Source organism: Chitinophaga sp. CF118 (assembly GCF_900112615.1).
Taxonomy (GTDB): domain Bacteria; phylum Bacteroidota; class Bacteroidia; order Chitinophagales; family Chitinophagaceae; genus Chitinophaga.
The window spans coordinates 91,005-114,976 of the sequence record NZ_FOMK01000010.1; the positions used below are offsets into that span (position 1 = coordinate 91,005).

21 protein-coding genes are annotated in these 23,972 nt (G+C 42.8%); 9 read left to right on the forward strand and 12 right to left on the reverse strand.

Annotated elements, in window-relative coordinates; all coding sequences use genetic code 11:
* Nucleotides 1-190 precede the first annotated feature (190 nt).
* From BM176_RS26795 to BM176_RS26810, 4 genes are all read left to right on the forward strand, one after another.
* Nucleotides 191-469 carry a LytTR family transcriptional regulator DNA-binding domain-containing protein gene (locus BM176_RS26795; protein WP_090107488.1) on the forward strand — a complete coding sequence of 93 codons (279 nt, stop codon included), beginning with the start codon at nucleotides 191-193 and terminating at the stop codon, nucleotides 467-469.
* Between the two features lie 648 nt (nucleotides 470-1,117).
* On the forward strand, nucleotides 1,118-1,714 hold the full coding sequence (locus tag BM176_RS26800; RefSeq protein ID WP_090107489.1) for a response regulator transcription factor: 597 nt from the start codon (nucleotides 1,118-1,120) through the stop codon (nucleotides 1,712-1,714).
* Nucleotides 1,715-1,954: 240 nt separating this feature from the next.
* Nucleotides 1,955-5,050, forward strand: a complete 3,096-nt coding sequence (locus BM176_RS26805) for a SusC/RagA family TonB-linked outer membrane protein (RefSeq protein WP_090107490.1) — start codon at nucleotides 1,955-1,957, stop codon at nucleotides 5,048-5,050.
* 12 nt (nucleotides 5,051-5,062) lie between these two features.
* On the forward strand, nucleotides 5,063-6,565 hold the full coding sequence (locus BM176_RS26810; RefSeq protein ID WP_090107491.1) for a RagB/SusD family nutrient uptake outer membrane protein: 1,503 nt from the start codon (nucleotides 5,063-5,065) through the stop codon (nucleotides 6,563-6,565).
* 43 nt (nucleotides 6,566-6,608) lie between these two features.
* On the opposite strand, the gene BM176_RS26815 is transcribed toward BM176_RS26810, so the two are convergent.
* The 3 genes from BM176_RS26815 to BM176_RS26825 are packed head-to-tail and all read right to left on the reverse strand — an operon-like array spanning nucleotide 6,609 to nucleotide 8,456.
* On the reverse strand, nucleotides 6,609-7,265 hold the full coding sequence (locus BM176_RS26815) for an FAD-binding oxidoreductase (protein ID WP_090107492.1): 657 nt from the start codon (nucleotides 7,263-7,265) through the stop codon (nucleotides 6,609-6,611).
* 2 nt (nucleotides 7,266-7,267) lie between these two features.
* Entirely contained in the window at nucleotides 7,268-7,543 is a 276-nt protein-coding gene (locus BM176_RS26820; protein ID WP_177230562.1) for a hypothetical protein, read from the reverse strand.
* A gap of 52 nt (nucleotides 7,544-7,595) precedes the next feature.
* A complete protein-coding gene (locus BM176_RS26825) occupies nucleotides 7,596-8,456 on the reverse strand; it encodes a helix-turn-helix transcriptional regulator (protein ID WP_090107493.1) in 861 nt (286 codons plus the stop codon).
* Between the two features lie 242 nt (nucleotides 8,457-8,698).
* On the opposite strand from BM176_RS26825, the gene BM176_RS26830 reads away from it, so the two are divergent.
* The gene (locus tag BM176_RS26830; RefSeq protein WP_090107494.1) at nucleotides 8,699-8,935 is read left to right on the forward strand and encodes a hypothetical protein; all 237 of its coding nucleotides are present in this window, start codon (nucleotides 8,699-8,701) and stop codon (nucleotides 8,933-8,935) included.
* Between the two features lies 1 nt (nucleotide 8,936).
* Here BM176_RS26830 and BM176_RS26835 read toward each other — a convergent pair whose 3' ends face one another.
* The 5 genes from BM176_RS26835 to BM176_RS26855 all read right to left on the reverse strand — a co-directional run bounded on the left by BM176_RS26835 (nucleotide 8,937) and on the right by BM176_RS26855 (nucleotide 14,132).
* Complete coding sequence (locus BM176_RS26835) at nucleotides 8,937-9,914, reverse strand: tetratricopeptide repeat protein (protein WP_090107495.1); 978 nt, start codon at nucleotides 9,912-9,914, stop codon at nucleotides 8,937-8,939.
* A gap of 604 nt (nucleotides 9,915-10,518) precedes the next feature.
* On the reverse strand, nucleotides 10,519-11,007 hold the full coding sequence (locus tag BM176_RS26840) for a MarR family winged helix-turn-helix transcriptional regulator (RefSeq protein ID WP_090107496.1): 489 nt from the start codon (nucleotides 11,005-11,007) through the stop codon (nucleotides 10,519-10,521).
* Nucleotides 11,008-11,116: 109 nt separating this feature from the next.
* Nucleotides 11,117-12,298 carry a mannonate dehydratase gene (uxuA, locus tag BM176_RS26845; protein ID WP_218162290.1) on the reverse strand — a complete coding sequence of 394 codons (1,182 nt, stop codon included), beginning with the start codon at nucleotides 12,296-12,298 and terminating at the stop codon, nucleotides 11,117-11,119.
* A gap of 41 nt (nucleotides 12,299-12,339) precedes the next feature.
* Nucleotides 12,340-13,641 (reverse strand): glycerate kinase type-2 family protein, encoded by a 1,302-nt coding sequence (locus BM176_RS26850; protein ID WP_090107497.1) that lies wholly within the window; start codon nucleotides 13,639-13,641, stop codon nucleotides 12,340-12,342.
* A 68-nt stretch (nucleotides 13,642-13,709) separates the two neighbouring features.
* Entirely contained in the window at nucleotides 13,710-14,132 is a 423-nt protein-coding gene (locus BM176_RS26855; protein WP_090107498.1) for a hypothetical protein, read from the reverse strand.
* Between the two features lie 177 nt (nucleotides 14,133-14,309).
* Here BM176_RS26855 and BM176_RS26860 point away from each other — a divergent pair, with 177 nt between their 5' ends.
* The 3 genes from BM176_RS26860 (at nucleotide 14,310) to BM176_RS26870 (ending at nucleotide 19,202) form a co-directional block, all read left to right on the forward strand.
* Complete coding sequence (locus BM176_RS26860) at nucleotides 14,310-17,315, forward strand: amidohydrolase family protein (protein WP_090107499.1); 3,006 nt, start codon at nucleotides 14,310-14,312, stop codon at nucleotides 17,313-17,315.
* 11 nt (nucleotides 17,316-17,326) lie between these two features.
* Complete coding sequence (locus tag BM176_RS26865; RefSeq protein ID WP_090107500.1) at nucleotides 17,327-18,628, forward strand: amidohydrolase family protein; 1,302 nt, start codon at nucleotides 17,327-17,329, stop codon at nucleotides 18,626-18,628.
* 70 nt (nucleotides 18,629-18,698) lie between these two features.
* Nucleotides 18,699-19,202 (forward strand): pyridoxamine 5'-phosphate oxidase family protein, encoded by a 504-nt coding sequence (locus tag BM176_RS26870; protein WP_090107501.1) that lies wholly within the window; start codon nucleotides 18,699-18,701, stop codon nucleotides 19,200-19,202.
* Nucleotides 19,203-19,277: 75 nt separating this feature from the next.
* On the opposite strand, the gene tyrS is transcribed toward BM176_RS26870, so the two are convergent.
* Nucleotides 19,278-20,561: a tyrosine--tRNA ligase gene (gene tyrS / locus BM176_RS26875; protein WP_090107502.1), complete on the reverse strand. Its 1,284-nt coding sequence runs from the start codon at nucleotides 20,559-20,561 to the stop codon at nucleotides 19,278-19,280.
* Between the two features lie 101 nt (nucleotides 20,562-20,662).
* On the opposite strand from tyrS, the gene BM176_RS26880 reads away from it, so the two are divergent.
* Nucleotides 20,663-21,361 (forward strand): TapB family protein, encoded by a 699-nt coding sequence (locus BM176_RS26880; RefSeq protein WP_090107503.1) that lies wholly within the window; start codon nucleotides 20,663-20,665, stop codon nucleotides 21,359-21,361.
* Nucleotides 21,362-21,437: 76 nt separating this feature from the next.
* Here BM176_RS26880 and rfbD read toward each other — a convergent pair whose 3' ends face one another.
* Genes rfbD through rfbB form a run of 3 tightly spaced genes read right to left on the reverse strand, consistent with a single transcriptional unit; the run spans nucleotide 21,438 to nucleotide 23,942 of the window.
* Nucleotides 21,438-22,301, reverse strand: coding sequence for a dTDP-4-dehydrorhamnose reductase (rfbD, locus tag BM176_RS26885; protein WP_090107504.1), 864 nt, complete (start codon nucleotides 22,299-22,301; stop codon nucleotides 21,438-21,440).
* Nucleotides 22,302-22,868, reverse strand: coding sequence for a dTDP-4-dehydrorhamnose 3,5-epimerase (gene rfbC / locus BM176_RS26890; RefSeq protein ID WP_090107505.1), 567 nt, complete (start codon nucleotides 22,866-22,868; stop codon nucleotides 22,302-22,304).
* A gap of 18 nt (nucleotides 22,869-22,886) precedes the next feature.
* The gene (gene rfbB, locus BM176_RS26895; protein ID WP_090107506.1) at nucleotides 22,887-23,942 is read right to left on the reverse strand and encodes a dTDP-glucose 4,6-dehydratase; all 1,056 of its coding nucleotides are present in this window, start codon (nucleotides 23,940-23,942) and stop codon (nucleotides 22,887-22,889) included.
* Nucleotides 23,943-23,972: the final 30 nt, after the last annotated feature.

Here is a 23,972-nt window from a genome sequence, read left to right on the forward strand (position 1 = left end):
AGCAGGCAATTCCCTCACTTGTTAATTACTAAAATGCGAGCCTTTTAAAAGATATTTTCAAGAAACTTTTTCTCATAAGACGGTTTAGATTTCATAAGCTTCATACGCAGGTTTCTATCCAGTTACCTGCTGATTTTTTTTAGCGGCAAGCATCTTGTAAAATACCAAACCATTTAAAAAACTTACGATTATGCAGAGCTTAACTACGTTTCACACTTCCTGGGAAGGGCAGCTATCAAAAATTTCATTGGACGAATTAATGTTTGTTGAAATGATGGAAGACTGCTGTGTATTCCACCTGGAAGATTCCCGTGTAATGGCAGAAGAAAGTGCAGAGAAAATAATGTCTTATCTGCCGGAGGACCGTTTTCTCCCTGTGCGTCACAAATACATGATTAATCGCAGTTATATCACTGATATTAATGACGATTATGTGTATGTTGGTTCCTTAAGAATTGCTCTTAAATAAGTAAGGAATAAGTACTCAATAATGTCAAAATATTATTATAAATTAAAAGACCCTTGCCACTTTTTAGTGGTAAGGGCCTTGCTATTCACATGACAATCATTAACAACCGTCACGGCTTAACTATTGGAAAAGGTCGCCGTAACAAAAAAATCTTTTGATAATCAACTGTTATTGCTGATAAAGATATCAAATTTAGAGATAATGTTTTAATTCCATAGTTAACCGATTGTTAAGACCCTCCTTTTTTTCGCATGCTTATTTCTTAAATTCTGATATTATTTTCCCATCCCGTCTTTCAATATTTTCTTCCCTTTCAAATTGTTTCTCTTTCAGCAAATAAAAATTCACTATTATTTCCGTTCTTTGCTACAGAATTGTCTAAATTGTTTCCCCCATTACAACCTGATTCTGAACACAACTATTTTCTTCCTTTTTAGTTATTTATAATATTCAACAAATTGTTTATTAGTATTTACTGAAAAACCATATACTTATCCGATTGACTACTGCTTGTATTTGTATCAAATTTGTTTCTGTATGGGAGACCTTATTATCTGATCAGTTTGTTCACTATCGCCATACTATAAAACGGACACTGGCAGTTCCGATATAAGGTTTTGAAACATATACAAACCCAAAAAGAACGATATGAAAAATGTGCGGCGTAACAACGCAGGTCTGCCCGGCAGAAATGATGCAGTTGAGGCAGACGGGGAACATGGCGACACCCATTTATTGGTACAGCAGCTGGCAAAAGAGATATGCAACATTGTATTTATGGATATTGATATTCCCGGGCTGGTACCTGCCGAAATAGCAAATATCTTAAAAGCAGCTTATCCCGAAATGAATGTTGTATTATTTACACTACGTGGGAATGAGAGTTCCTCAGAGCAGGTGATCCCCAAACCAATTACCTTTTCTCCCCCGGCTTCTATCACGGATTTTATTGCAAAAATATATGAGGCTACCCTGCAAACAAATACAGTGGCCATACAAAAAGTACTGACCTTCTTTAACCGGGAGGGTACCAGTCAACCGGATCCCTATGGATTGTCTTCCCGGGAACTGCAGGTGCTGGATTGCCTTGTGGATGGCGATACTTACAAGAAAATAGCAGAACACTGCCATATCAGTGTTGGCACCGTACGCTCTCATATCATGAATATTTATCGTAAACTGAATGTTAACTCCCGTTCCGGAGCTATTGTAAAAGCTATACAGGAACGATTGATCGGGAATTAAAACCGGCGTAACTTTTTATATCTCTTATGGTTATATAAAAAGAACTTATTACTTTGCAACCCTGTCCATTTGTCTGCCTAAGCTGCTTTAACTAATGAAGCTCCAGTTTCCTATGAATTGTTAGTCCATTTTCCCCTATTTCCTTGCTTATTTGTTTTAACCATGATGTAACATTATTCTTACTCAGCCACCTGCCCATAGTAGCTATTGAATTTGATAACTCAGAGAAAAAAAATCGTTATGAGAGTCGCTTCTACAAAAAAAAGTGCCATCCTATTATTATTGGTATTGTATTTCACTATTCCTGTCAGGGCACAAACCCCTGATTCATCTTCCGGAACGCTGATCACCCCTGCTGCACAAAAGGGAGGACCTGTAAAAGGTATTGTAAAAGATAAAAATGGTACCGCTCTGCCGGGTGTAACCATCCGCGTAAAGAATACCAGCAGTGGTAGTACCTCTGGTCCCGACGGTACATTTACAGTGAATTTGCCTGAAGGAAAAGATAGCCTGATCATTTCATATGTGGGTTATATTACCCAGGAAATAAAAGTGGGAGGACGATCCTCTCTGAATATAATATTGCAGTCCTCGGAAAGCCAGTTGGAACAGGTGGTTGTAATTGGATATGGTACCCAGAGAAAGAGAGATCTTACGGGTGCTATATCTTCTGTAAAAGGGGAAGATCTGGCAGCACAACCAGTGCAAACGCCCACCCAGGCCGCCCAGGGCCGCATTGCCGGGGTGCAGGTAATTGCCTCCGGGCAGCCCAATTCACAACCACAGATCAGGGTACGCGGTACCGGATCCGTACTGGCAGGGGCAAACCCGCTTTATGTGGTAGATGGAGTGCTGACGGATGATATCCGCAATATCAGTACGGCAGATATCCTGACAATGGACGTTCTGAAAGACGCTTCTGCGGCTATTTATGGTGTACGTGCAGCCAATGGCGTAATTATCATTACCACCCGCAAGGGAAAGGCGGGTAAACCTCAGGTTAGGTATGATGCAAATGTTGGCTACCGGGAAGCATCCAACCTTGTGAAGATGGCTGACAGGGATCAGTATATTGCTTACCTGGCAGACATATCTCCCTCTAAAGATCCCATTAATAACCCCTATGTATACAATGGGTCTACTAACTGGTATGATGCAGTATTGCGGAAGGCATTTCAGATGAATCATAACATATCAGTGTCCGGCGGTTCCGAAAAAGGCACTTATTATCTGAGTGGTGGCTACATCCATGAAGATGGGATCATCACCACCAACAACTTTAAACGTTTTACATTCAGGGCCAATAATGATGTGAATATTACTGACAAGCTGCGGTTTATTTCACAATTATCCTTTTCCCGGGCCACTACCCGCGATGTGGAATTAGGAGATACCTATCGTAATCTTTACAGGGCTGCGCCCATTGTAAAAGCTGAAGAAGGGGGCCGTTTTGGAAATACTTCGGGCTGGGGAAATGTTGGCAATCCCCTACTGGCGCTTAACAAACGGTATGATGGCCGGCAGGAGAACAGGATTCAGGGGAATGTGGCGCTGGAATACAGTCCTGTTTCTTTCCTGAAGTTCCGTTCCGGATTTAATGCTGATCTGAAATATGGAAATGATCGTGTGTACAGTTATAAATACCTGAACGATGATGTTACCTTCCTGGTAGCTGGTGGTAATCAGCAGAATCCCAACAGCCGGCTGGTTCGCGAGGAATATCGCACTCAGGGCTGGGTATGGGATAACACCGTTACATTCGATAAGACGTTTAATAAACATAGTATCACCTTGTTGGCTGGTTCTGTTACAGAAGGATTTTATACTACCTCTCTGAAAGGAACCCGTATCAATGTTCCGGAAAGCCCGGACCTCTGGTATCTGGATCTCGGTAACCCGGATGTGCAATCTACCATCAATAATACCGGTGATAAATATGCCCGGCAGTCTTTTGTTGGCCGCATTAACTATGGTTACGATAACCGTTACCTGTTAAGTGCTTCCATCCGTGCAGATGGTAGCTCCAAATTCAGTCAGAAATGGGGCTATTTCCCGACGGTAGGTGTAGGATGGGTAATTTCCGGTGAAGGATTTATGAAGAACCAGAAATTGTTTGATTTCCTGAAACTGAGAGGTAGCTGGGGTATACTGGGGAATGATAATATTCCTACAAATGCTTTCAGGGCTATTACCAATATAGATCTTCCTTACATCTTTGATAACACAATTACTGTAGGCGGTGCTATTAAAGATATTAAAGATCCTAACCTGAAATGGGAGTCTACGGACCAATATGATATAGGATTTGAATTTGCAATGCTGAACAGCCGGTTGAGTGGCGAAGTGGATTATTATAACAAAAAAACAAAGGATGCACTTGTTATTGTAAATACACCGGCCCTGCTGGGAGATCAGGATAATGCCTATATCACAAATGCTGCATCATTTAAAAATGAAGGATATGAAATTTCGCTGAACTGGAAAGATAAGATCACCAATGATCTTGGTTATACTATCGGCGGTAATATCACCTTTAATACAAATGAACTCACAGGATTGAATGGGGGACAGGCACTGCTGGGAGGAAATGTAGGACAGCAAAGTTTTGTAACCCGTACAGATAATGGCCATGCCGTTGGGACTTTTTATGTTCGTAATGCATTAGGAGTTTTTAAAGACCAGGCAGAAATTGATAATTATAAAGACAAGAATGGAAAGGTAATTCAACCTGGTGCTGCTCCCGGAGATCTGAAGTATGAAGACCATAATGGCGATGGTAGTATTGATGATAATGATAAAATCTATGCAGGCTCTTTCCAGCCTAAATGTTTCTTTGGCTTTAACCTTGGTCTCAATTATAAAGGATTTGACCTGAGCGCCAGTTTCTATGGTAATGCGGGCAACAAGATTTACAATGGGAAAAAGGCTTTCCGTTTTGACGATGCGGATAACATAGAATCATCTTATGCTGATAAGCGCTGGACGACCAGCAGACCCTCTTCTACAGATCCAAGAGTGATTAACTCCAGTACACCTGCATCTACCTATTTCATTGAATCCGGGACCTATCTGCGGTTGAATAACCTGATGCTGGGATATACTCTTTCTCCCAAAGCATTAAAAACAATCGGGATCAGCAATTTCCGTGTATATGTTACCTCACAGAATCTTTTCACACTCAAAAAATTCAGCGGGTTTAGTCCGGAACTACCAGGGGGGACCATCGATGATGCCAACAGCACCAATAATAAAAGCGGGATCCTGGATGCGGGTATTGAGCTGAGTGCTTATCCAACTACGCGCACTTTTGCATTGGGTGTTAATGTTTCATTTTAAAAAAGAAGAATCATGAATAAGAATATATTATTGTGGTGCTGCCTTACAGGAGCATTACTAACCGGAGTTATTGCCTGCAAAAATTATCTCGAAGTAAAGCCACAGGGACAAATAGATCAGAGCGCTGCTGCAAATGATCCTGCCACAGCACAGAATCTTGTAATAGGCGTATATAACACTATGTGGGAAGGGGGCATGCATGGTTTTTCTTATGTTGGTATGACCAACATCGCATCTGATGATGCAGATAAAGGAAGTAATGCGGATGATGGCAAAGCGAATTATGGAGCGCTTGATAATCTTACTATGGATGGTACTGTGGGCAATCTGAATGATGTATGGTCCGGTTTCTACCTGGGCATAAGCCGTGCTAACCAGGCATTGGCTGCATTGCAGGGAGGTTCTCTTGATGAAACGTTAAAGAATCAGCTGATGGGGGAAGTCCGCTTTTTACGTGCCTACTTTTATTTCGACCTGGTACGTTTCTTTGGAGGAGTACCTAAAATAGATAAGGTGCTGACACCGGTGGAAGCCAGCAGTGCTACCTATCAAACAAAGGCGGGTAGTGATACCATTTATCAGTTCATAATTTCAGATCTTGAATTTGCGCTGGCCAATCTTGCTATGAAAGGCGATGCTGCTACCGCTGTAGGCCGGGCTACAAAAGGAGCTGCCGCAGGATTACTGGCAAAAGTAATGTTGTACCGGCAAAACTGGCAGCGGGCTTACAGCCTCTCCGATTCAATTATCAATCAATCCCTGGGTAGCTATGGACTGCTGGATAATTACGAAGACATATGGCGGACAACGGGAGCTAACGGTATAGAATCTATCTTTGAAGTGCAAACAGGTGTCAACTCGGCTTGTAATGCAGCGATTGCCAGTTATTCAGAATGCCAGGGACCACGTGCGGGCGGTAAGTTTGGCTGGGCAGATCTGGGCTTTGGATTCGGTACTCCTTCTCAAAGCCTGCTGGATGAATATGAAGCAAATGATAAACGCACTGCGGCCACTATCATCTTTATCACATCTACCGGTACCTTTTTATGGGATGGATTCAGGCTTCCCAGTCAGGATAGCGTGCAGAATAACCGTTACAATTACAAAGCTTATCATAGCAAGAGCAAGGAACCTTTTTGTGGCGACAGAAGCCGCCTTCCCAAAAACCTGCGTATTCTCCGCTTTGGAGAAATCCGTTTGATCCATGCAGAAGCTGCACTGGCAACTGGCAGAGATGCACTGGACGACCTTAATGCTCTGCGTTCACGTGCCGGACTGGCACCGCTTACCAGTGCAGACAGGCATGCAATCTGGCATGAAAGAAGGGTAGAGTTGGCTATGGAACACGATCGCTACTTTGACCTGATCCGGGAAAATGAACTGGAGCCTGGTCTTGCAGCAGCAGCCTTTACCAAACATGGTAAAACGTTTTCTGACAGAAACAAAGTGTTCCCGATTCCTAAACCACAAATTGATCTGAGTCAGGGGAAACTTCTACAGAATACCGGATATTAAAAAATAAAAGACGCATTAAAAAACTGAATTATGGCAGACCGGATTATTCCCAGAATCCGGCAGACTTGATCTGTTTCCAGCCCAGCTCTTTCAGTATTTTCCTTGTTTTCACAACCAGGGGAATATTACCGGCTACATAAAAGGTGGTCTCTTGTAAAGAAAGCTCCTTTAACCAGCCGTTTAGCTGGGCGGGATAATCGTCCTGTATGATTGTTTGGACGGGCATTCCAAGGATCGTTGAAGGAAGAACCTGACTAATAACAAGCGTATGAAACTGCTGTTGCTGATGCCTGCGTTTATACAATGAAATAAAGTGGCCTATTGCGCTGGCATCACCTATGCATACCAGGTTATCTGCTGCTGTGGGCTGATGGATACCGCCTCCAGGTCCGGCATAAGAGAATGCCTGCCCCGGTTTTAATTGCCGGACCCAATTACTGCCTGCTCCTTCGTGAGCAGTATGAATCAGGAGTGTAGCCGTATGGGTAGTTTCATCCCAGTTGGCAAGGGTATAATCGCGGTAGGTTTGTTTCCCTGTTTCGCATTTTAGATGCTGGCAGCTGCGCCAGTTCAATGAATCCGGCAGGTGAAGGGAGAGTTCTAGCACTGTATTTGTAATGGCGGTTATACTATTTACGTGCGCTGTTTTTCCGATGCGCGACATCAGGAATGCCGTTGCCTTTTCTTTTAGTGTTGCCATAGTTAACTGATCTTGCCGTATAAATGAGGATAGATATCTGTAATGAGAGAGGTTGCCTTTTGAGAGCGTAACCTGAAGTGGGTGAAAACGCCCAGTGCTTCCAGTATAGGGATCAGTTCTATCAGGTCCTGAACGGCAGTTTGATACGTATCATAATCTGCGGGTTGCTCTATGATAGTCAGGTTGGCCATGAATGCTGCTACGGAGCCTTTACGCACTTCTGTGCCGTTTATTGTGGCAGCGTTAATGTTATCTGATAAAATATCCTGTGGTTTCATGTAATATTATTTAAGGACAAAACTAGCGCTGGAAGTTTTTTCGGGAGTTATACTATTCCGGGATAGATAGATACTTTTCCCGTACAGCCTCTCTGAAGGAAGCAGGAGTATAACCCGTATGCTGCTTGAAAAATTTATTGAAATAAGATACTTCGTTGAATTGCAGGTACCAGGCAATTTCCTTCACACTCTCTTTTGCATGCAGCAGCAGGCGTTTGGCTTCCAGTATCCGGCGGTCTGTAATTAATGCAGATGCTGTTTGTCCGGTATGTTGTTTCACAACCTCATTAAGATGATCGGCAGAAATGTGCAGGGCTCCGGCATATTGTGCAGGTTTGGTCCATTGCAGGAAATGTGTAGCCAGTAATTCTCTGTAGCGCATTAACAGGGCAGGGCCGGGTTGTAACTTACCGGCATCCCGGACCATATTACGTTGCAGCAATGTAATCAGTACTGACAGGTAATGTTGTATTACTGTTACATAGTGAGGCGAACGTTCACTGTTTTCATTATCTATCAGCCGGGCAATGATCTCTACCTGTGCAAAGTCGGCATCTGGTAATCTTACCTTGTCTGTAGCAGCCAGTGGAAGTTGAACAGACTGTCCGGCCAGGAAATCGGCGGTAAACGCAAGCAGCCATCCGTTACCGGTATGAACAGCCAGCGGCTGATGCACCTGTCCGGGTACGATCAGTATCATATCCTGTGCCTGAACTACAATCCGTTCAAAATCCAGCATATGTATACTCTCTCCATCCATACAAATGCCCAGTGCATAGAATCCATGCCGGTGTGCCTGCATCAGCTCATGTTCATCATCTGCCACAGCTATTTTTTCAATCACAAAAGGAATCCCTGATGAGGTGATTTCATCCATTTGAAAGGAGATGATAAAAGGGTTTTTATTGGCCATAGTTATTTTTTACCTCTTAGGATATAGACGAATGAAAGAATTGGAAATTGTATTCGATATTATAGGGGTGATTTGCAGTATAATAGAGAGGATAATATATTAGTATAATATTAATTTGACAATGTTCAGGGTAAAGAGAAAAAAGAGGGCAAAATATCACAAGAGGAACAAAAAATATTCTCAACCCCTTGTTTATTAATAATATTATAGATATTTTTATATACCTATGAAAATTGCCAACTATGAAATGGATTGACGAATTAAATGTTATTTACCAAAAGCTTGGAGCGATTGGTTTTGAAGATGTAAAAAAAGAAATCTTGAGAGCCCAGATGAGCGGCAACGGTGGAGAAACGTACTACCTGGTACTCCAGCAGCTCATAATGATCAAGAAAGACAAGGTTCAGATTTATGAACTTATTAAGGGAGAAGTGGAAAATATTATCCATTTCAGTAAGCACATGATCCACCTGAATTAGTTCAGGAAGTTAATTCCTGCCTAAGCCTTTCTACTTTCCAATATATCGGAACATTGACCGGTATTTTTAAGAGCCATTCCAGGCATTGTTGTTTATCTCTTTCCCGGAGGTAGCTTAACGCTATGTAGAATGCAGCATCATATTTGTAGGAAGATGTTCCTTCATATACAAAGCGCAGATCCTTACGTGCAGCTTCCAGTTGTGTCTCATCTACCAGGGACACTCCCCGGTAATAACGGGCTACAGGCAACAGGGAATCTTTCCCGACTACCTCATTGAGGAGCACTATTGCTTTGTTGTAATGGCCTTTATTGAATTCATACGCCGCTCTATGCAGTAGCAGGGAAGTATCTGTTTCATTATTACTATAGTGATGATGGACCATTTCTGTTCCGGAAAACTGTCGGTATATATCCTTATGCCAGGGGCTCAGGAATAATAAGCCGGCCAGGCCTAAAGCTATAATTGCGGTAATCACCACATACATGCCCACTCTGGTATTGGCCGCATGTTCTTTTGTATGGAACCATTTTTCCCGTTGATCTGCAATCATTTCTTCCAGTTCATTCCGGGTATTGTCGGCCTCCGCATTATCAGATGGAGTAGTTAAGGCCTCTTCTATATACTGTATATGTTTTGCATCTAATCCGGGAGCAGGTGGTTGAGGATGGAATGATTGCGCTTTACCGGGCGATTTCTCCATCATTTCCTGTTTCCACTTCAGCTGGCAGGCATACAGGAAAAAGGGTTCAAAACGGTTGGTGAGGGGGAGTTTATTGTGCTGGGCATAGTTATATATTGATAATAGTACCCCTTCAAATACATGAGCTGCATCTTTGATACTACCTCCCCATCCTGTTACCATATGCTTCACTTTACGGGCAAAACGCTTGTAAATAGCATTGATAATAGCGGGGGAGCTGTCAAGCAAGCCATCTATGTATTCATCGTCATTATTTATAATCCGGCTGGAAACCATAATTTGAAATCGTCTGCTACTTAAACTAAATTGGTTAATGAGCTGGATATATTAGAGCAATGCTTATGCCGGAATACCGGAATGAACAGAATTATTTTTATTTTTCTCACTAAAAGGGAATTGCCTCCTAAGTATCACTTTAACGCAATTAGAAGCTGATTTACTGGCAGATCACCTCTGTCAGGTACATTGGGGCTTCTATTGTACAGATCTCCCATATTATCTACATAGAAATAATAGATTCATACAAGTCCTTTCATGGATTATAGGGCAGACAAATGTTCTTCTTGAAAGAGAGTTGATGCCAGGTTGATAGTGAGTCCGTATTTGCTTCATACCTTGAACATTTGTTGGAGATCTTTTGAGCACTTATTCGTGTTCTAAGTATCTCCAACATATGTCCAACCATTGTCCAATGTGCGTTCAGTATATAGACTCACTATTATGTCATGTTCTACATAAGAAAGTATGTCTTAATTATTGTTTATTGTGGCAGGCCTGAGGAACATTAAATAGCAGGGCTTTATCGCAGTACACAATAGTCTGGTAATATGTCTTACAACTTTTAACGGTTTGCTTTTACCGGGGCACTCATTTTGAGGTCTTAAACTTTTAAATATTCAGGGTGTAATGTAAAAACTAATTTTCCTAAGATCTCTTTCAGCGCATCCGTATCTTTTTGTCCGATGATCCCGGTGTATTGTTCCTGGATTTCCCGGAAGCTCTCTGCCGCAGAAATGAGCAGCCGTTTACCATTATCTGTAAGGAAGATAACTGAAGAGCGGTTATCGTTGGCGTGTTTACGGGTAAGAATATACCCGCCGGCCTCCAGATTCTTCACTACTTTGCTCATAGCCTGTTTGGTAATGCGGGCTCTTTTAGCGAGTTCATTATTAATGGTGCCTTCGGGCTGAATATTAACGATTAGCACCAGATCGCCCAGCTTAAAATTACTATATCCTTTCTGTTGCAGTTTTTCTGTAATCCTCGCGTCCATATCCTTTTTCAGCAGGGACAGTAACCTGATGAGACTACGTTGCCGTTGGGCCATATGTATCTCCAGCTGCTCGTCCAGTGAACTGTCCATGTCCATATTAAATACGTTTTAGGTTCATATAATCGGTCTGGTTGCGGCCGCTTACCTGTTTGTTTCTTATCCCAACCTTATAGTGCTGCCAGTAAACGGCTGCAGGTGTAGACTTTCACCTGTTAAATACAGAACGGGCGATGCCGGTTTCAAGTCCGCGGAGTTCTGCCAGGCCACGCAGGCGGCCAATAGCACTATATCCGGGATTAGTCTTTTTGTGGAGGTCGTCCAGCATCTGGTGGCCATGATCAGGACGCATCGGTATTGATACATTGCGTTTGTGCATTATGGCCAGAATATTTTTAACTACAGCATACATATCCACATCGCCTTCCAGGTGATTTGCTTCATGGAAGTTTCCGAGAGCATCCCGCTGTGTGCTACGAAGGTGAATAAAGTGAATATGTTCTCCCAGTCTTTCCACCATTCCGGGCAGATCGTTATCAGGGCGTACTCCATAGGAGCCGGTACAGAAACAAAGTCCGTTAGCGGCATAAGGAGCTGCTGCCAGCAATTCTTTTGCATCCTGTTCGGTACTCACAATACGGGGCAGTCCTAATATCGGGAATGGAGGATCGTCCGGATGGATAGCCAGTTTGATGCCTGCCTCTTCTGCCACCGGAGCTATTTGTTGTAAGAAGTAAAAAAGGTGCAGTTTTAGCTGGGTAGCATCTATACCCTGGTATTTATCAAGAGCTTCCTGGAATTTCTGCAGGGTGAAACTTTCTTCAGACCCGGGTAAACCAGCAATGATATTTCTTTGTAATAAGGTCTTCTCTGCCTCTGTCATGCTGTCGAAATGCTCCTTAGCCATGGAGATATCCGCAGGGGCATAATCATTTTCAGCACCTGGTCTTTGCAGCATGAACAGGTCGAAAGCCATAAATGCAGCCTTCTCGAAGCGTAATGCTTTAGAGCCGTCTTCAAGTGTGTAGGCAAGATCTGTGCGGGTCCAGTCCAGCACCGGCATAAAATTATAAGTAACGATATAGATCCCGCATTCCGCCAGGTTCAGAAGGCTTTGCTGGTAGTTGCTGATGTATTCTTTAAAGTTGCCGCTCTGGGTTTTGATATCTTCATGCACGGGGACACTTTCCACAACAGACCATGTAAGGCCGGCAGCTTCTATCACTGATTTGCGCAGTAATATTTCTGCTGTTGTCCAAACATCTCCGTTCGGAATATGATGTAATGCTGTTACTACACCGGTAGCTCCGGCCTGTTTAATATCTGCAAGGCTAACGGGGTCATTGGGCCCGAACCATCGCCATGTCTGTTCCATTCTTAGCATACGCATATACAGGTTTGAATCCCCAAAAATAGGACTTCCGTCAATAATTAATAATTTATTATTACCACTATTATATCCATCACATTGGTTTGTGTGGCACCTGTTTTTAATAATCCGTTTGTTTGCTCAAAAAAATGCCATGCATCATGCCGTTGAAGATACCCGGCAGCATCCAGCCCTTTCTCCTTTGCAAATGCCATCAGCGCTGCATCAGCGATGGCTCCTGCCGCATCTGTAGGGCCATCTGTTCCGTCTGTGCCGGCGCTTAATAAAGTGATTTCAGGATGATGATCCTGTAATGCAACTGCTGCTGCCAGAGCCAGTTGCTGATTACGGCCTCCAAGACCATTGCCGGTAACCGTAACAGTACTTTCTCCGCCCATAAGCAGGCATGCAGGACGTTTTCCCTGCCAGTTCACCGCCTGTTGTACCAGTTGCCGCGCCAGCAGAGATGCTTCTCCTGTAGCCGTAGCAGTGAGTATATGTACTTCATATCCCAGTTCTTCTGCTTTAGAGGCAGCTGCATCCAGGGCAATCTGATTATTGCCAATAAGAAAATTATGAATAGTATTAAAGCGGGGATTTCCTGGTTTGGGAGTATCGGGGATATTCCCGTTTATGCCCTGTAACAGATGCTGATATATTGATTCGGGTAATTGAAGGTTATATTTCTTCAGGATAGCAGCTGCATCTGCAAAAGAGGAAGGATCGGGTACTGTAGGACCGGAGCCTATTACATGCAGGTCATCGCCCGGAACATCGCTTAAAATCAAACAGCAAAAAGCTGTTGTATTGGCCAGTAAGGCCAGTTGTCCACCCTTTATGGCAGAAAGATGTTTACGTACTACATTCATCTCATGAATGTTAGCTCCGCTTTTCAGGAGCATTTCAAATACCGTTTGTACCTCTGCAAGGGTGGTGCCCTCCGGATAATCTGCCAGCAGGGCAGAGGCACCTCCTGAAAGGAGAAAAATCACCAGGTCATTTTCCTGTACTTGTTTAAGTAGTGATTTCATGCGGAGAGTGCCCTGCACTCCATTATCATCCGGCACAGGATGCGCGGCTTCTATGAGTGTAATATGTTGAAGCGGAAGGGCATGGCCATATTTGGTAATCACAAGTCCCTGCAATGGGATACCTGCCAGTATTTCTTCCAGTGCCAGTGTCATTGCAGCAGATGCTTTCCCTGCACCCAAAATCCATACAGGCCGGCCGGGAGATAAATGAAATGGATGACCGGCTATCCTGATTGTATCTTTTTCCCGTTGTACATTTTTTTTCATCAGTACTGATGGCTGCACAGCAGCAACAGCCTGTTTGAAGATAGAGATAGCATGTTCTCTGCTCATGTTAAACCCTAATTAAAAAAGGATGCGGCAAGGCATCCTTTTTATGAAAGTATCTTTATAAAGATTGTTTAGCTATTACGTTTCTGTTGTTTCTTTTCCATTTTTGCTTCCAGCCGCTCTTTCTTCTGCATTTCCCAGTCATTCCATTTTTTATATTGATCTGCCGTTAATACTGATTTGAATCGCTGGCTGCGTTCTTCATTCAATGCTTTGATCTGTTGCATTTTATCTTTTTTTGCAAGAGAAGTATTTGTTTTAACAGCATCTATTTTTTTGGTGATATCGGTGTTAATTATATGAATCTCTTTATCCTGCTCTTTGCTCAGATTCAACCGCCGGTCCAGTTTGTCGCTCATTTTATCTGCACGTTCTTCGGCAGTCCAGTGCACTTTTTTACCGGTACTGTCCCTGGTCTGTGCTATACTGTTCGAGTGAATGCCGAATAACATGCATAATAACATGCTACTCACACAGATCATATATTTTTTCATAAAAAATGTATTATTCTTCTTTGTTAAATATAGTTAATTACTACAATATTAATACCAATCCTGTAAATTATGCCTGACAGGATTAATCATTTATTAATTTTAGACGTCTATAAATGAGAATTCCCCTATGAGGGGGTTAACAAAAACCAAATCTAAACCGTTAAACAATTAAACTAAATGAGTAAAACCCGTAAGTCTGCAGCCCGACTATGCCTGCTATTGGGGGGACTGTTGGCCGGTTACATTTCCCACGCACAGGAAACATTTCCGGTAAATGGAATAGCCGACAAAAGAGATGGTTGTTATGCTTTTGTTAAAGCAACAATCGTAAAAAATGCCACAGTCACATTAAGTAATGCTACACTCGTAATCCGTGACGGACGTATTATAAGTGTGGGAACAGGACCTATCCCCAAAGATGCTGTTATCATTGATTGTGAAGGCAAATATATTTACCCTTCTTTTATAGATCCTTACAGTGATTACGGTACACAACCAGTAAAGAAATCTGCATCAGGATCAAGGGGAGAACGAGATCCTCAGCTTCAATCAGCTACCAAAGGTGCATATGGCTGGAACCAGGCTATTAAAAGTGAAGTAAATGCGGCCTCTTTTTTTAATACAGATGAGGGAACAGCAAAAACATTACGGGAAGCCGGGTTTGGAACAGTATTAACCCATCAGCGGGATGGTATCGCACGTGGCACCGGTGCATTAGTGACCCTGGCTTCCGGCAAGGAAAATAAAGTACTGATCCGGGAGAAAGCCAGTGCACAATATTCTTTCGATAAGGGAATGTCCACACAGGATTATCCCTCTTCTCTAATGGGGACTATTGCATTACTACGGCAAACTTACCTTGATGCGCAATGGTATAAATCCCGTCCTGCAAAGGAAGGTATTAACCTGACGCTGCAGGCGTGGAATGAAAGCCAGCCACTGCCGCAGATCTTTGATGTACAGGACAAATGGGACGTATTACGTGCAGATAAAATAGGAGATGAATTTGGAGTGCAATATATTATCAAAGCTGCAGGTAATGAGTATCAGCGTATTCCCGAAATGATAGCAACAAAAGCCTCATTTATATTACCACTTAATTTCCCGCTCCCTATAGATGTGGAAGATCCCGGAGATGTCCGGTTTGTAGCACTCAGCGATATGAAACACTGGGAAATGGCTCCATCGGAACCTGTTGCTTTTGAAAAGGCAAATATTCCTTTTTGTTTTACCGCCTCTGGATTAAAAGATGTGAAGCAGTTTCTATCTGCAATAAGAAAGGCCATTGACTATGGACTGAGTGAGCAAAAGGCATTGGACGCCATTACCTTGGTACCTGCCCGCTTACTAAAAGCAGAAGACCAGATAGGCTCCCTGGAATCTGGAAAACTGGCTAATTTCCTGATCACCTCAGGCACCCTGTTCAATGAAAACACAGTACTGTACCAGAACTGGATCCAGGGAGAACGCTACTCAATTAAGGAGGAGGGGTGGAAAGATCTCCGGGGAACTTACACACTTACTATCCTGCCTGGTAATACCACCTATACTCTGCTGGTAAAAGGTTCGGCTGCGGCACCTGCATTATCTCTGTTACAAAAGGATACACTGCCTGGCAGTATTGCTCTGAACGGGGAACTGGTAAAACTGGTATTTCCCGTAAAGAAAGGAGGTAGTCAGCTACGACTGAATGGAATAGCTGGAACAAAAGAATGGAGTGGTACTGGTACAGATACCTCAGGAGGACTGGTGAAATGGCATGCTGTATATAATGCGGCATATACCCCAAAGGATACCACCAAGCCCAAAGACCAATTGCTGGCGGGTAAAATGTATTATCCTTTCAATGGGTATGGGTGGGAAAGTATCCCGCAACAACAAGATGTATTGATAAAGAATGCCACTGTATGGACGAATGAAAAAGAGGGGAAACTGGAGAATACGGATGTGCTGATACGTAATGGTAAGATTGCACAGGTTGGTAAGAATCTGCCCGCCGGAAATGCACGGGTGATAGATGGTACAGGTAAACATCTTACTCCTGGTATTATTGACGAGCATTCACATATAGCTATATCCAAAGGAGTAAATGAAGGTACGCAGTCTGTAACTTCAGAAGTACGGATTGCTGATGTGGTGAATCCGGATGATGTAAATATATACCGGCAGTTGAGCGGAGGCGTTACATCTTCCCATCTGTTGCATGGTTCTGCCAATACTATAGGCGGACAAAGTCAGCTGATAAAGCTCCGCTGGGGTGCTGATGCAGAAGAATTAAAATTTGCAGGCGCCGATCCATTTATCAAATTTGCATTGGGTGAAAATGTAAAACAGTCCAACTGGGGAGATCGGCAAAAGATACGTTTCCCACAAACACGTATGGGGGTTGAAGGTGTCCTTACAGACGCGTTTACCCGTGCACGTGACTACGAAAAAGAAGGCCCTGGCAAACGTCGTGATCTACAGCTGGATGCGCTGGTAGAAATATTACATAGTAAGAGGTTTGTTACGTGTCACTCGTATGTGCAGAGTGAAATCAACATGCTGATAAAGGTGGCAGAGAGTTTTGATTTCCATATCAACACCTTTACACATATCCTTGAAGGATATAAGGTAGCAGATAAAATGAAACAGCATGGTGCCGGTGGTTCTACCTTTGCCGATTGGTGGGCTTATAAGATGGAAGTACAGGATGCTATTCCTTATAATGCTACTATCATGCAGCGTGTAGGGCTGACTGTTGCCATTAACTCAGATGATGCTGAAATGGCCCGCAGGCTGAATCAGGAGGCTGCTAAAAGTATCAAGTACGGAGATATGACGGAAGAAGATGCACTGAAACTGGTGACGCTGAATCCTGCTAAATTGTTACATGTAGCAGAACATGTGGGAAGTATAAAACCTGGAAAGGATGCAGATCTGGTATTGTGGAGCAATGATCCGTTAAGTATTTATGCTAAAGCAGAGAAGACAATCGTAGACGGGATCGTTTACTTTGACCGGGATCGTGATCTGGAATTACGTCAGCGCATTAGTGCAGAACGTAACCGGCTGGTGCAGAAAATGCTGGCAGAAAAGAAGAAGGGAACACCTACACAAAAAGCAGCGCCCACAGAGGAAGAAATGTATCATTGTGAAGATCTGCAGGCCGGACATCAGAAGAGCCTTATCAGTGGCAACTAAATCCAACAATCATGAAACAGTTAACGTTTATATATACCCTTTCATTTATAAGCCTGGCAGCAACTGCACAGGAAACAATGTATCCCGCCGCTAAACAGGAAAAGACTATCTACCTGTCGCATGCTACCATTCATGTAGGCAATGGGCAGGTGATCGAGAATGGTTCTCTGGTATTCACAGGAGGAAAGATCACAGCAGTAGGCAGTAATCTGGCTGCTCCAGCAGCAGAAGCAACAGTACTGGACTTAAAAGGGGAACATGTATATCCCGGTATTATTGCGCCGCTTACAACGCTTGGTCTTACAGAAGTAGCAGCTGTCCGTTCCACAAACGATTATAGTGAGGTAGGGGAGATCAATCCTTCTGTACGTTCACTGGTGGCTTATAATACAGATTCTAAAGTGATTAATACGCTACGCAGTAACGGAATACTGTTGGCGCAGATAACGCCTGAAGGCGGGATGATCCCTGGTTCTTCTTCGGTAGTACAGCTGGATGCCTGGAATTGGGAAGATGCGGCATATCGTGCAGATGGTGCTATCCATTTCTATATGCCGAGTCTGTTGCCTCCGGCAGCACCACCAGCTGGACGGCCCACTCCCGTTATCCCTGATGATAAGATTAAAGAGGCAATGGAGAAGATCAGCCAGGTACGTGCCTTTTTCCGTGAAGCGCAGGCATATAGCCAGGAAGAAAAGCATACGGCTACTAACCTGAAATTTGAAGCAGTTCATAAACTATTTACCCGCCAGGAAAAGCTATTTATTCACTGCGATCTGGTAAAGGAAATGTTGCTGGCCATAGACATGGCTAAAGAGTTCGGCTTTGATGTAGTTATTGCAGGAGGTGCTGATTCCTGGATGATTGCAGACATGTTAAAGCAAAACAATATTGCGGTGGTATTAAAGCAGCCGCACAGCCTGCCTGTAATGCAGGATGATGATGTGGATCAGCCTTATAAAACAGCAGCACAACTGCAACAGGCAGGCGTACTGTTCTGTATCAGTAATGAAGGTTTCTGGCAGCAGCGGAACCTGCCATTTGAAGCAGGCACAGCCAGTGCTTATGGTATTAGTAAGGAGGACGCTTTAAGTGCGATTACACTGAATACAGCCCGTATACTGGGAATAGATAAAACAACAGGGTCGCTGGAGGCCGGAAAGGATGCGAATATCACAATCAGCACAGGTGATATTATGGATATGAGAACAAGTATTATTACCCGGGCTTTTATCCAGGGTCGGGAAATAAACCTGGATAATAAACAAAAACAGTTATATGAACGTTATAAATATAAGTACGGACTGAAGTAATGGCATGAAATTTATTGATTTAAGTGGGGCCGTAAACAGAATGAACCGGTTTACATAAATCAAATGTGTTATGCAATCATCCATGAAAAGAGAAGAGGCAATCAGGAAAGTAACAGAGATGATCAATGATGTGCGCATATGTATGTTCACTACAATAGATGAGCACGGGCAGATATTATCTCGTCCTATGGTTACTGTAGAGGTGGACAAAGATGGAAACGCCTGGTTTTTTACTAATGAGTTTTCCGGAAAAGTAGTAAGGATCTCAGAAAATAATGAACTGAACCTTATTTATGCACATCCGGGAAACAATACTTACCTGAATATTTTTGGTATTGGTACAATTGTAATTGACCGGGAAAAAATGAAGCAATTGTGGACACCCATGGTGAAAGCGTGGTTCCCTAACGGAATTGATGAGCCGAATCTTTGTCTTTTAAAGGTTGATACTAAACAGGCATGGTATTGGGATAACTCTTCGAGCAAAATGGTTGTGTTTTTCAATACGTTAACGGCCATTGTTACAGGAAGAAAATTTGAAAAAGGAGAATCCGGTGAGTTAGACATTGACTAAAAGAAAGAGCCTGTATCGAACTTGATACAGGCTCTTTTAATTCGGATCCCTGATGGGCACAATATTTTTCGTCACCTATTTTGCTATAATCAGGTATTGATTTTTTTTACCCTTTTGCACCAGGATATATTTCCCACTTAGCAATAAGGATGTATCTACCATTTTTTCCAATCCCCCTACTTTCTCTTTATTAATGCTGATTCCTCCTCCCTGCACTAAGGTACGGGCTTCAGTTTTGCTTTTTGCAATGGCCGTTTCTGCCAGAAAGGTAGCGATATCTTTACCGGCAGACAGGTCTGCTAAAGAAACTTCCACCTGAGGAACACCATCCATAATATCGAGCAGCTGTTTTTCTGTAAGGGTTTGTAACACCTCTACAGTATCCTTTCTGAACAGCATTTCGGATGCCTCCAGTGCAAATTCATATTCTTTCTCACCATGTACAAAAACAGTCAGTTCTTTTGCCAGTCTTTTTTGTAATAGTTGCTTTCCCCTGTCAAGGTCATGTGTGGCAATCAGTTCATCAATTTCAGCCTTATCCAAAAAGGTGAAGATCTTGATATAGTTTGGAGCATCATCATCTGTCGCTTTTAACCAGAATTGGTAAAAAGCATAAGGAGATGTTAATTTAGGATCCAGCCACACATTACCGTTCTCTGATTTGCCAAATTTGGTACCATCTGATTTTTTCATCAGCGGACAGGTAAAGGCAAAAGCTTCGCCTTTTGCTTTACGGCGCACCAGTTCGGTACCTGTTACGATATTGCCCCATTGATCAGATCCGCCCATCTGCAACTTACAGTTCTTAGCCGTATACAAATGGTAAAAATCGTAGCCCTGGATCAATTGGTAAGTGAATTCAGTAAAAGACATGCCGCTATCACCTTCTATTCTTCTCTTCACAGAGTCTTTGGCCATCATATAGTTAACTGTGATATGCTTGCCCGTATCACGGATAAAATCCAGGAAGGAAATATCTTTAAACCAGTCGAAGTTATTGACCATTTCAGCTGAATTCGGTTTGGATGGGTCAAAATCCAGGAACTTCTCCAGTTGGGCCTTTATACCGGCCTGGTTGTGCTGTAAAGTATCGAGATCGAGCATTTTACGCTCTTCTGCTTTAAAGGAAGGATCGCCTACCATACCGGTAGCACCGCCTACCAGTGCCAGTGGTTTATGGCCGGCTTTCTGCAGATGTACCAGCAGCAGAATAGGTACCAGGCTACCTACATGCAGGGAATCTGCCGTAGGGTCAAATCCCACATAAGCGGTGGTCATCTCTTTCAGCAACTGTTCCTCTGTGCCAGGCATTATATCCTGTACCATGCCTCTCCAGCGTAATTCTTCTATCAGGTTCATGATTAATTGGGATAATTTTTGCAAACGTAAGAAATATACCGTTGAGAAACGGTATCATCCGTAATTTCGTACATTCATAAGTTAAATAATCAGCACATTGTATGAAGAAATCGCTTTTTTTTATTGCAGTTCTTGTTGCAGCTGTAAATTCGCTGACAGCACAGGATTGTAAGAATTATTATTATCTCCGGAATAATTCAGAAGTGGAGATGAGTGTGTATGATGGCAAGAAAGAAATAGTTGCCAAAAATATATACAATGTACTCTCTGTCAATAAAGAAGGTACTAGCCTGGTAGCCGATTTTACCAGTACTGTAAAAGATGCAAAAGGGGAGGAACTCTCCACCGGCAAAGGGAAAGTGAAATGTGATGGAGATAACCTGCTGATAGACATGCAGATGAACATGCCTAACATACCACAGGTGCAGGCCATGAAAATGGAAACTGGTAAAGCAGCTACTTTCCTGAGTTACCCAAATGCTTTAAAAGTAGGGGAAACATTACCGGAAGGTTCTTTTGAAATGAACAGCAGCACCAATGGAATGGATGTAACAATACAGTATAAAGTAGCTAACCGTAAAGTAGTTGCTAAAGAAAAAGTTACTACATCCGCAGGTACCTGGGACTGTTTTAAGATTACTTATGATGTAAGCCTTGCCTTGAAAATGATGGCGATGAGTATGCCATTTGATATGATAGGAGCAGAATGGTTTGCCCCAGGATTTGGGGTTGTTAAAACGGAATTTAATAAAGACGGACAATCGATGGGGAGTATGTTGATAACAAAAGTGAAAAAGTAAGAGATCTTATATAAAATAAAAGAGCCTGTATCAGTCAGATGCAGGCTCTTTTATTTATTCTCAGGCGCTTTATTTATTAGAGATTTTTAAGGCAAACCTGGAGGCTGTTTCTCCAGTAGGAGATCTGTACGCCAAAAGTGTCTTTTATCTTTTGTTTATTGAAAACGCTATATGCCGGTCTTCTGGCAGGCGTTGGATATTTGTCTGTAGTTATAGGCAATACGTTGCAGGTAGCAGCAGTCAGCTCTTTAATCGCCACTGCAAAATCATACCAGCTTATAACACCTTCATTACTATAGTGATAAATACCACCATAGTTTGCAGGAGTATCCCATACTTTACCTAGTATGGTTAATATGGTTTGTGCCAGATCTACAGCATAAGTAGGTGTACCTACCTGGTCAAATACCACATTCAGGCTTTCTTTTTCCTGCATCAGTTCGCGCATTCTTTTTACAAAATTAGCTCCGAACTCAGAGTATAACCAGGATGTACGGATCACAATAGCTTCGGGGTTGCTACCAAGTGCAGCAGCTTCGCCACGCAGTTTGGAACTACCATAAATACTATCCGGATTGGTATCATCCTGTTCTGTATAAGGGCGATTGCTTTTGCCGTCAAATACATAATCTGTAGAGATATGGATCAGTTGAGCATTGTATTGTGCACAGGCATCTGCCAGGTTGAGGGCCGCTTCAAAATTTAGTTTAAAAGCCATTTCTTCATCACCTTCAGCCCTATCTACAGCGGTGTATGCCGCGCAGTTGATACATCCGTGTATTTCCTTTTCTGCAAAAAAGGTGTCTATTGCTGCTGCATCGGTAATATCCAGCACACTGATGTCTGTATACACAAAGTTGAACGCCGGAAAATCAGCTGCCACCTTTTTTATTGCTTGTCCCAGCTGCCCATTGGCACCGGTTATCAGGATGTTCTTCATTTAGCTATTTGTATTGAAAACAAAATTATGCGTGCAATGTTCAAGTGTGGGCAATACCAGGTCTTTCTCGGACACCAGTGCATCTTCCGGCTTTATGCCCCAGTCAATTTTTAATGCAGGATCATTATAAATGATTCCACCTTCACTTGCTTTATGATAAAAGTTATCGCATTTATACATTACTTCTGCGGTAGGGCTTATTACAGAATATCCGTGAGCAAAACCCTTAGGTACCAGCAGTTGCAGTTTGTTCTCTGCAGAAAGTTCTATTGCAAATGATTTACCGTAAGTAGGAGAGCCTTTGCGGATATCTACTACTACATCAATAATGCGTCCTTCGAGTACGCGTACCAGTTTGGTTTGCGCATATGGTTCCTGCTGATAGTGAAGACCTCTTAATACACCGTAGGTAGAACGGGCCTGGTTATCCTGCACAAAAGGCAACTGCAGGCCATACTCTTCAAACGCGCGGGCGCTGTAACTTTCAAAAAAGTAGCCACGGCTATCATTAAATACTTTAGGCTCATATATTAATAAACCTGGAATTCCTGTTTCAGTAAATGGCATATCGGCTAATTCGGAGATTTATCTTTTTTGATACTGATCACTGTAATATTCCTGGTATGCTCCACTGGTAACGTGGTCCAGCCACTCTTCGTTGGTCAGATACCATTCCACGGTTTTTTCCAATCCTTCTTCAAACTGGAGAGATGGTTTCCATCCCAGTTCTTTATTTAGTTTGGTAGCATCTATAGCGTAACGGAGATCGTGTCCTGCACGGTCTTTTACGAAAGTGATCAGTTTTGCGGAAGTGCCGGGGGCACGTCCCAGCTTTTTATCCATAATAATGCAAAGCAGGTTTATGAGATCGATGTTCTTCCACTCATTAAATCCGCCAATATTATAGGTTTCACCTACACGTCCTTTGTGAAAAATGGTGTCAATAGCCCGGGCATGATCATTCACATACAGCCAGTCGCGCACATTCTCACCTTTACCATATACTGGTACGGGTTTATTGTTTTTGATGTTATGAATAGCCAGAGGGATCAGCTTTTCCGGGAAGTGGTGAGATCCATAGTTATTTGAGCAATTGGAAATAATAGCAGGCAGATGATAGGTGTGATGATATGCCATCACAAAATGATCGGAGCTGGCTTTTGATGCAGAGTATGGAGAGCGTGGATCGTAGCTGGTTTCTTCAGTAAAGAATCCTTCTTCTCCAAGACTGCCATATACTTCATCGGTAGACACATGGTAGAAGAGTTTTCCTTCCATATTATCTTTCCAGTATTTACGGGCAGCATTCAGCAAGGTAGCTGTGCCCATTACATTAGTTTTGATGAAGGCCAGCGGATCCATAATAGAGCGGTCCACATGACTTTCTGCAGCAAGGTGTATCACTCCATCAAAGCGATATTTCTCAAACAGTTCATTGATAAAAGGTTCATCCGTGATGTCGCCTTTTTCAAAAGTATAGTTAGGCTTGGCTTGTATATCTTCCAGGTTTTCCAGGTTACCGGCATAGGTAAGCGCATCAAGGTTCACGATCTGATAGTGAGGATAGTTGTTGACAAATAACCTTACTACATGTGATCCAATAAACCCGGCACCACCGGTGATTAATATGGTATGATGCATAATCTGATTTTACTGGTTACGAATTATGAA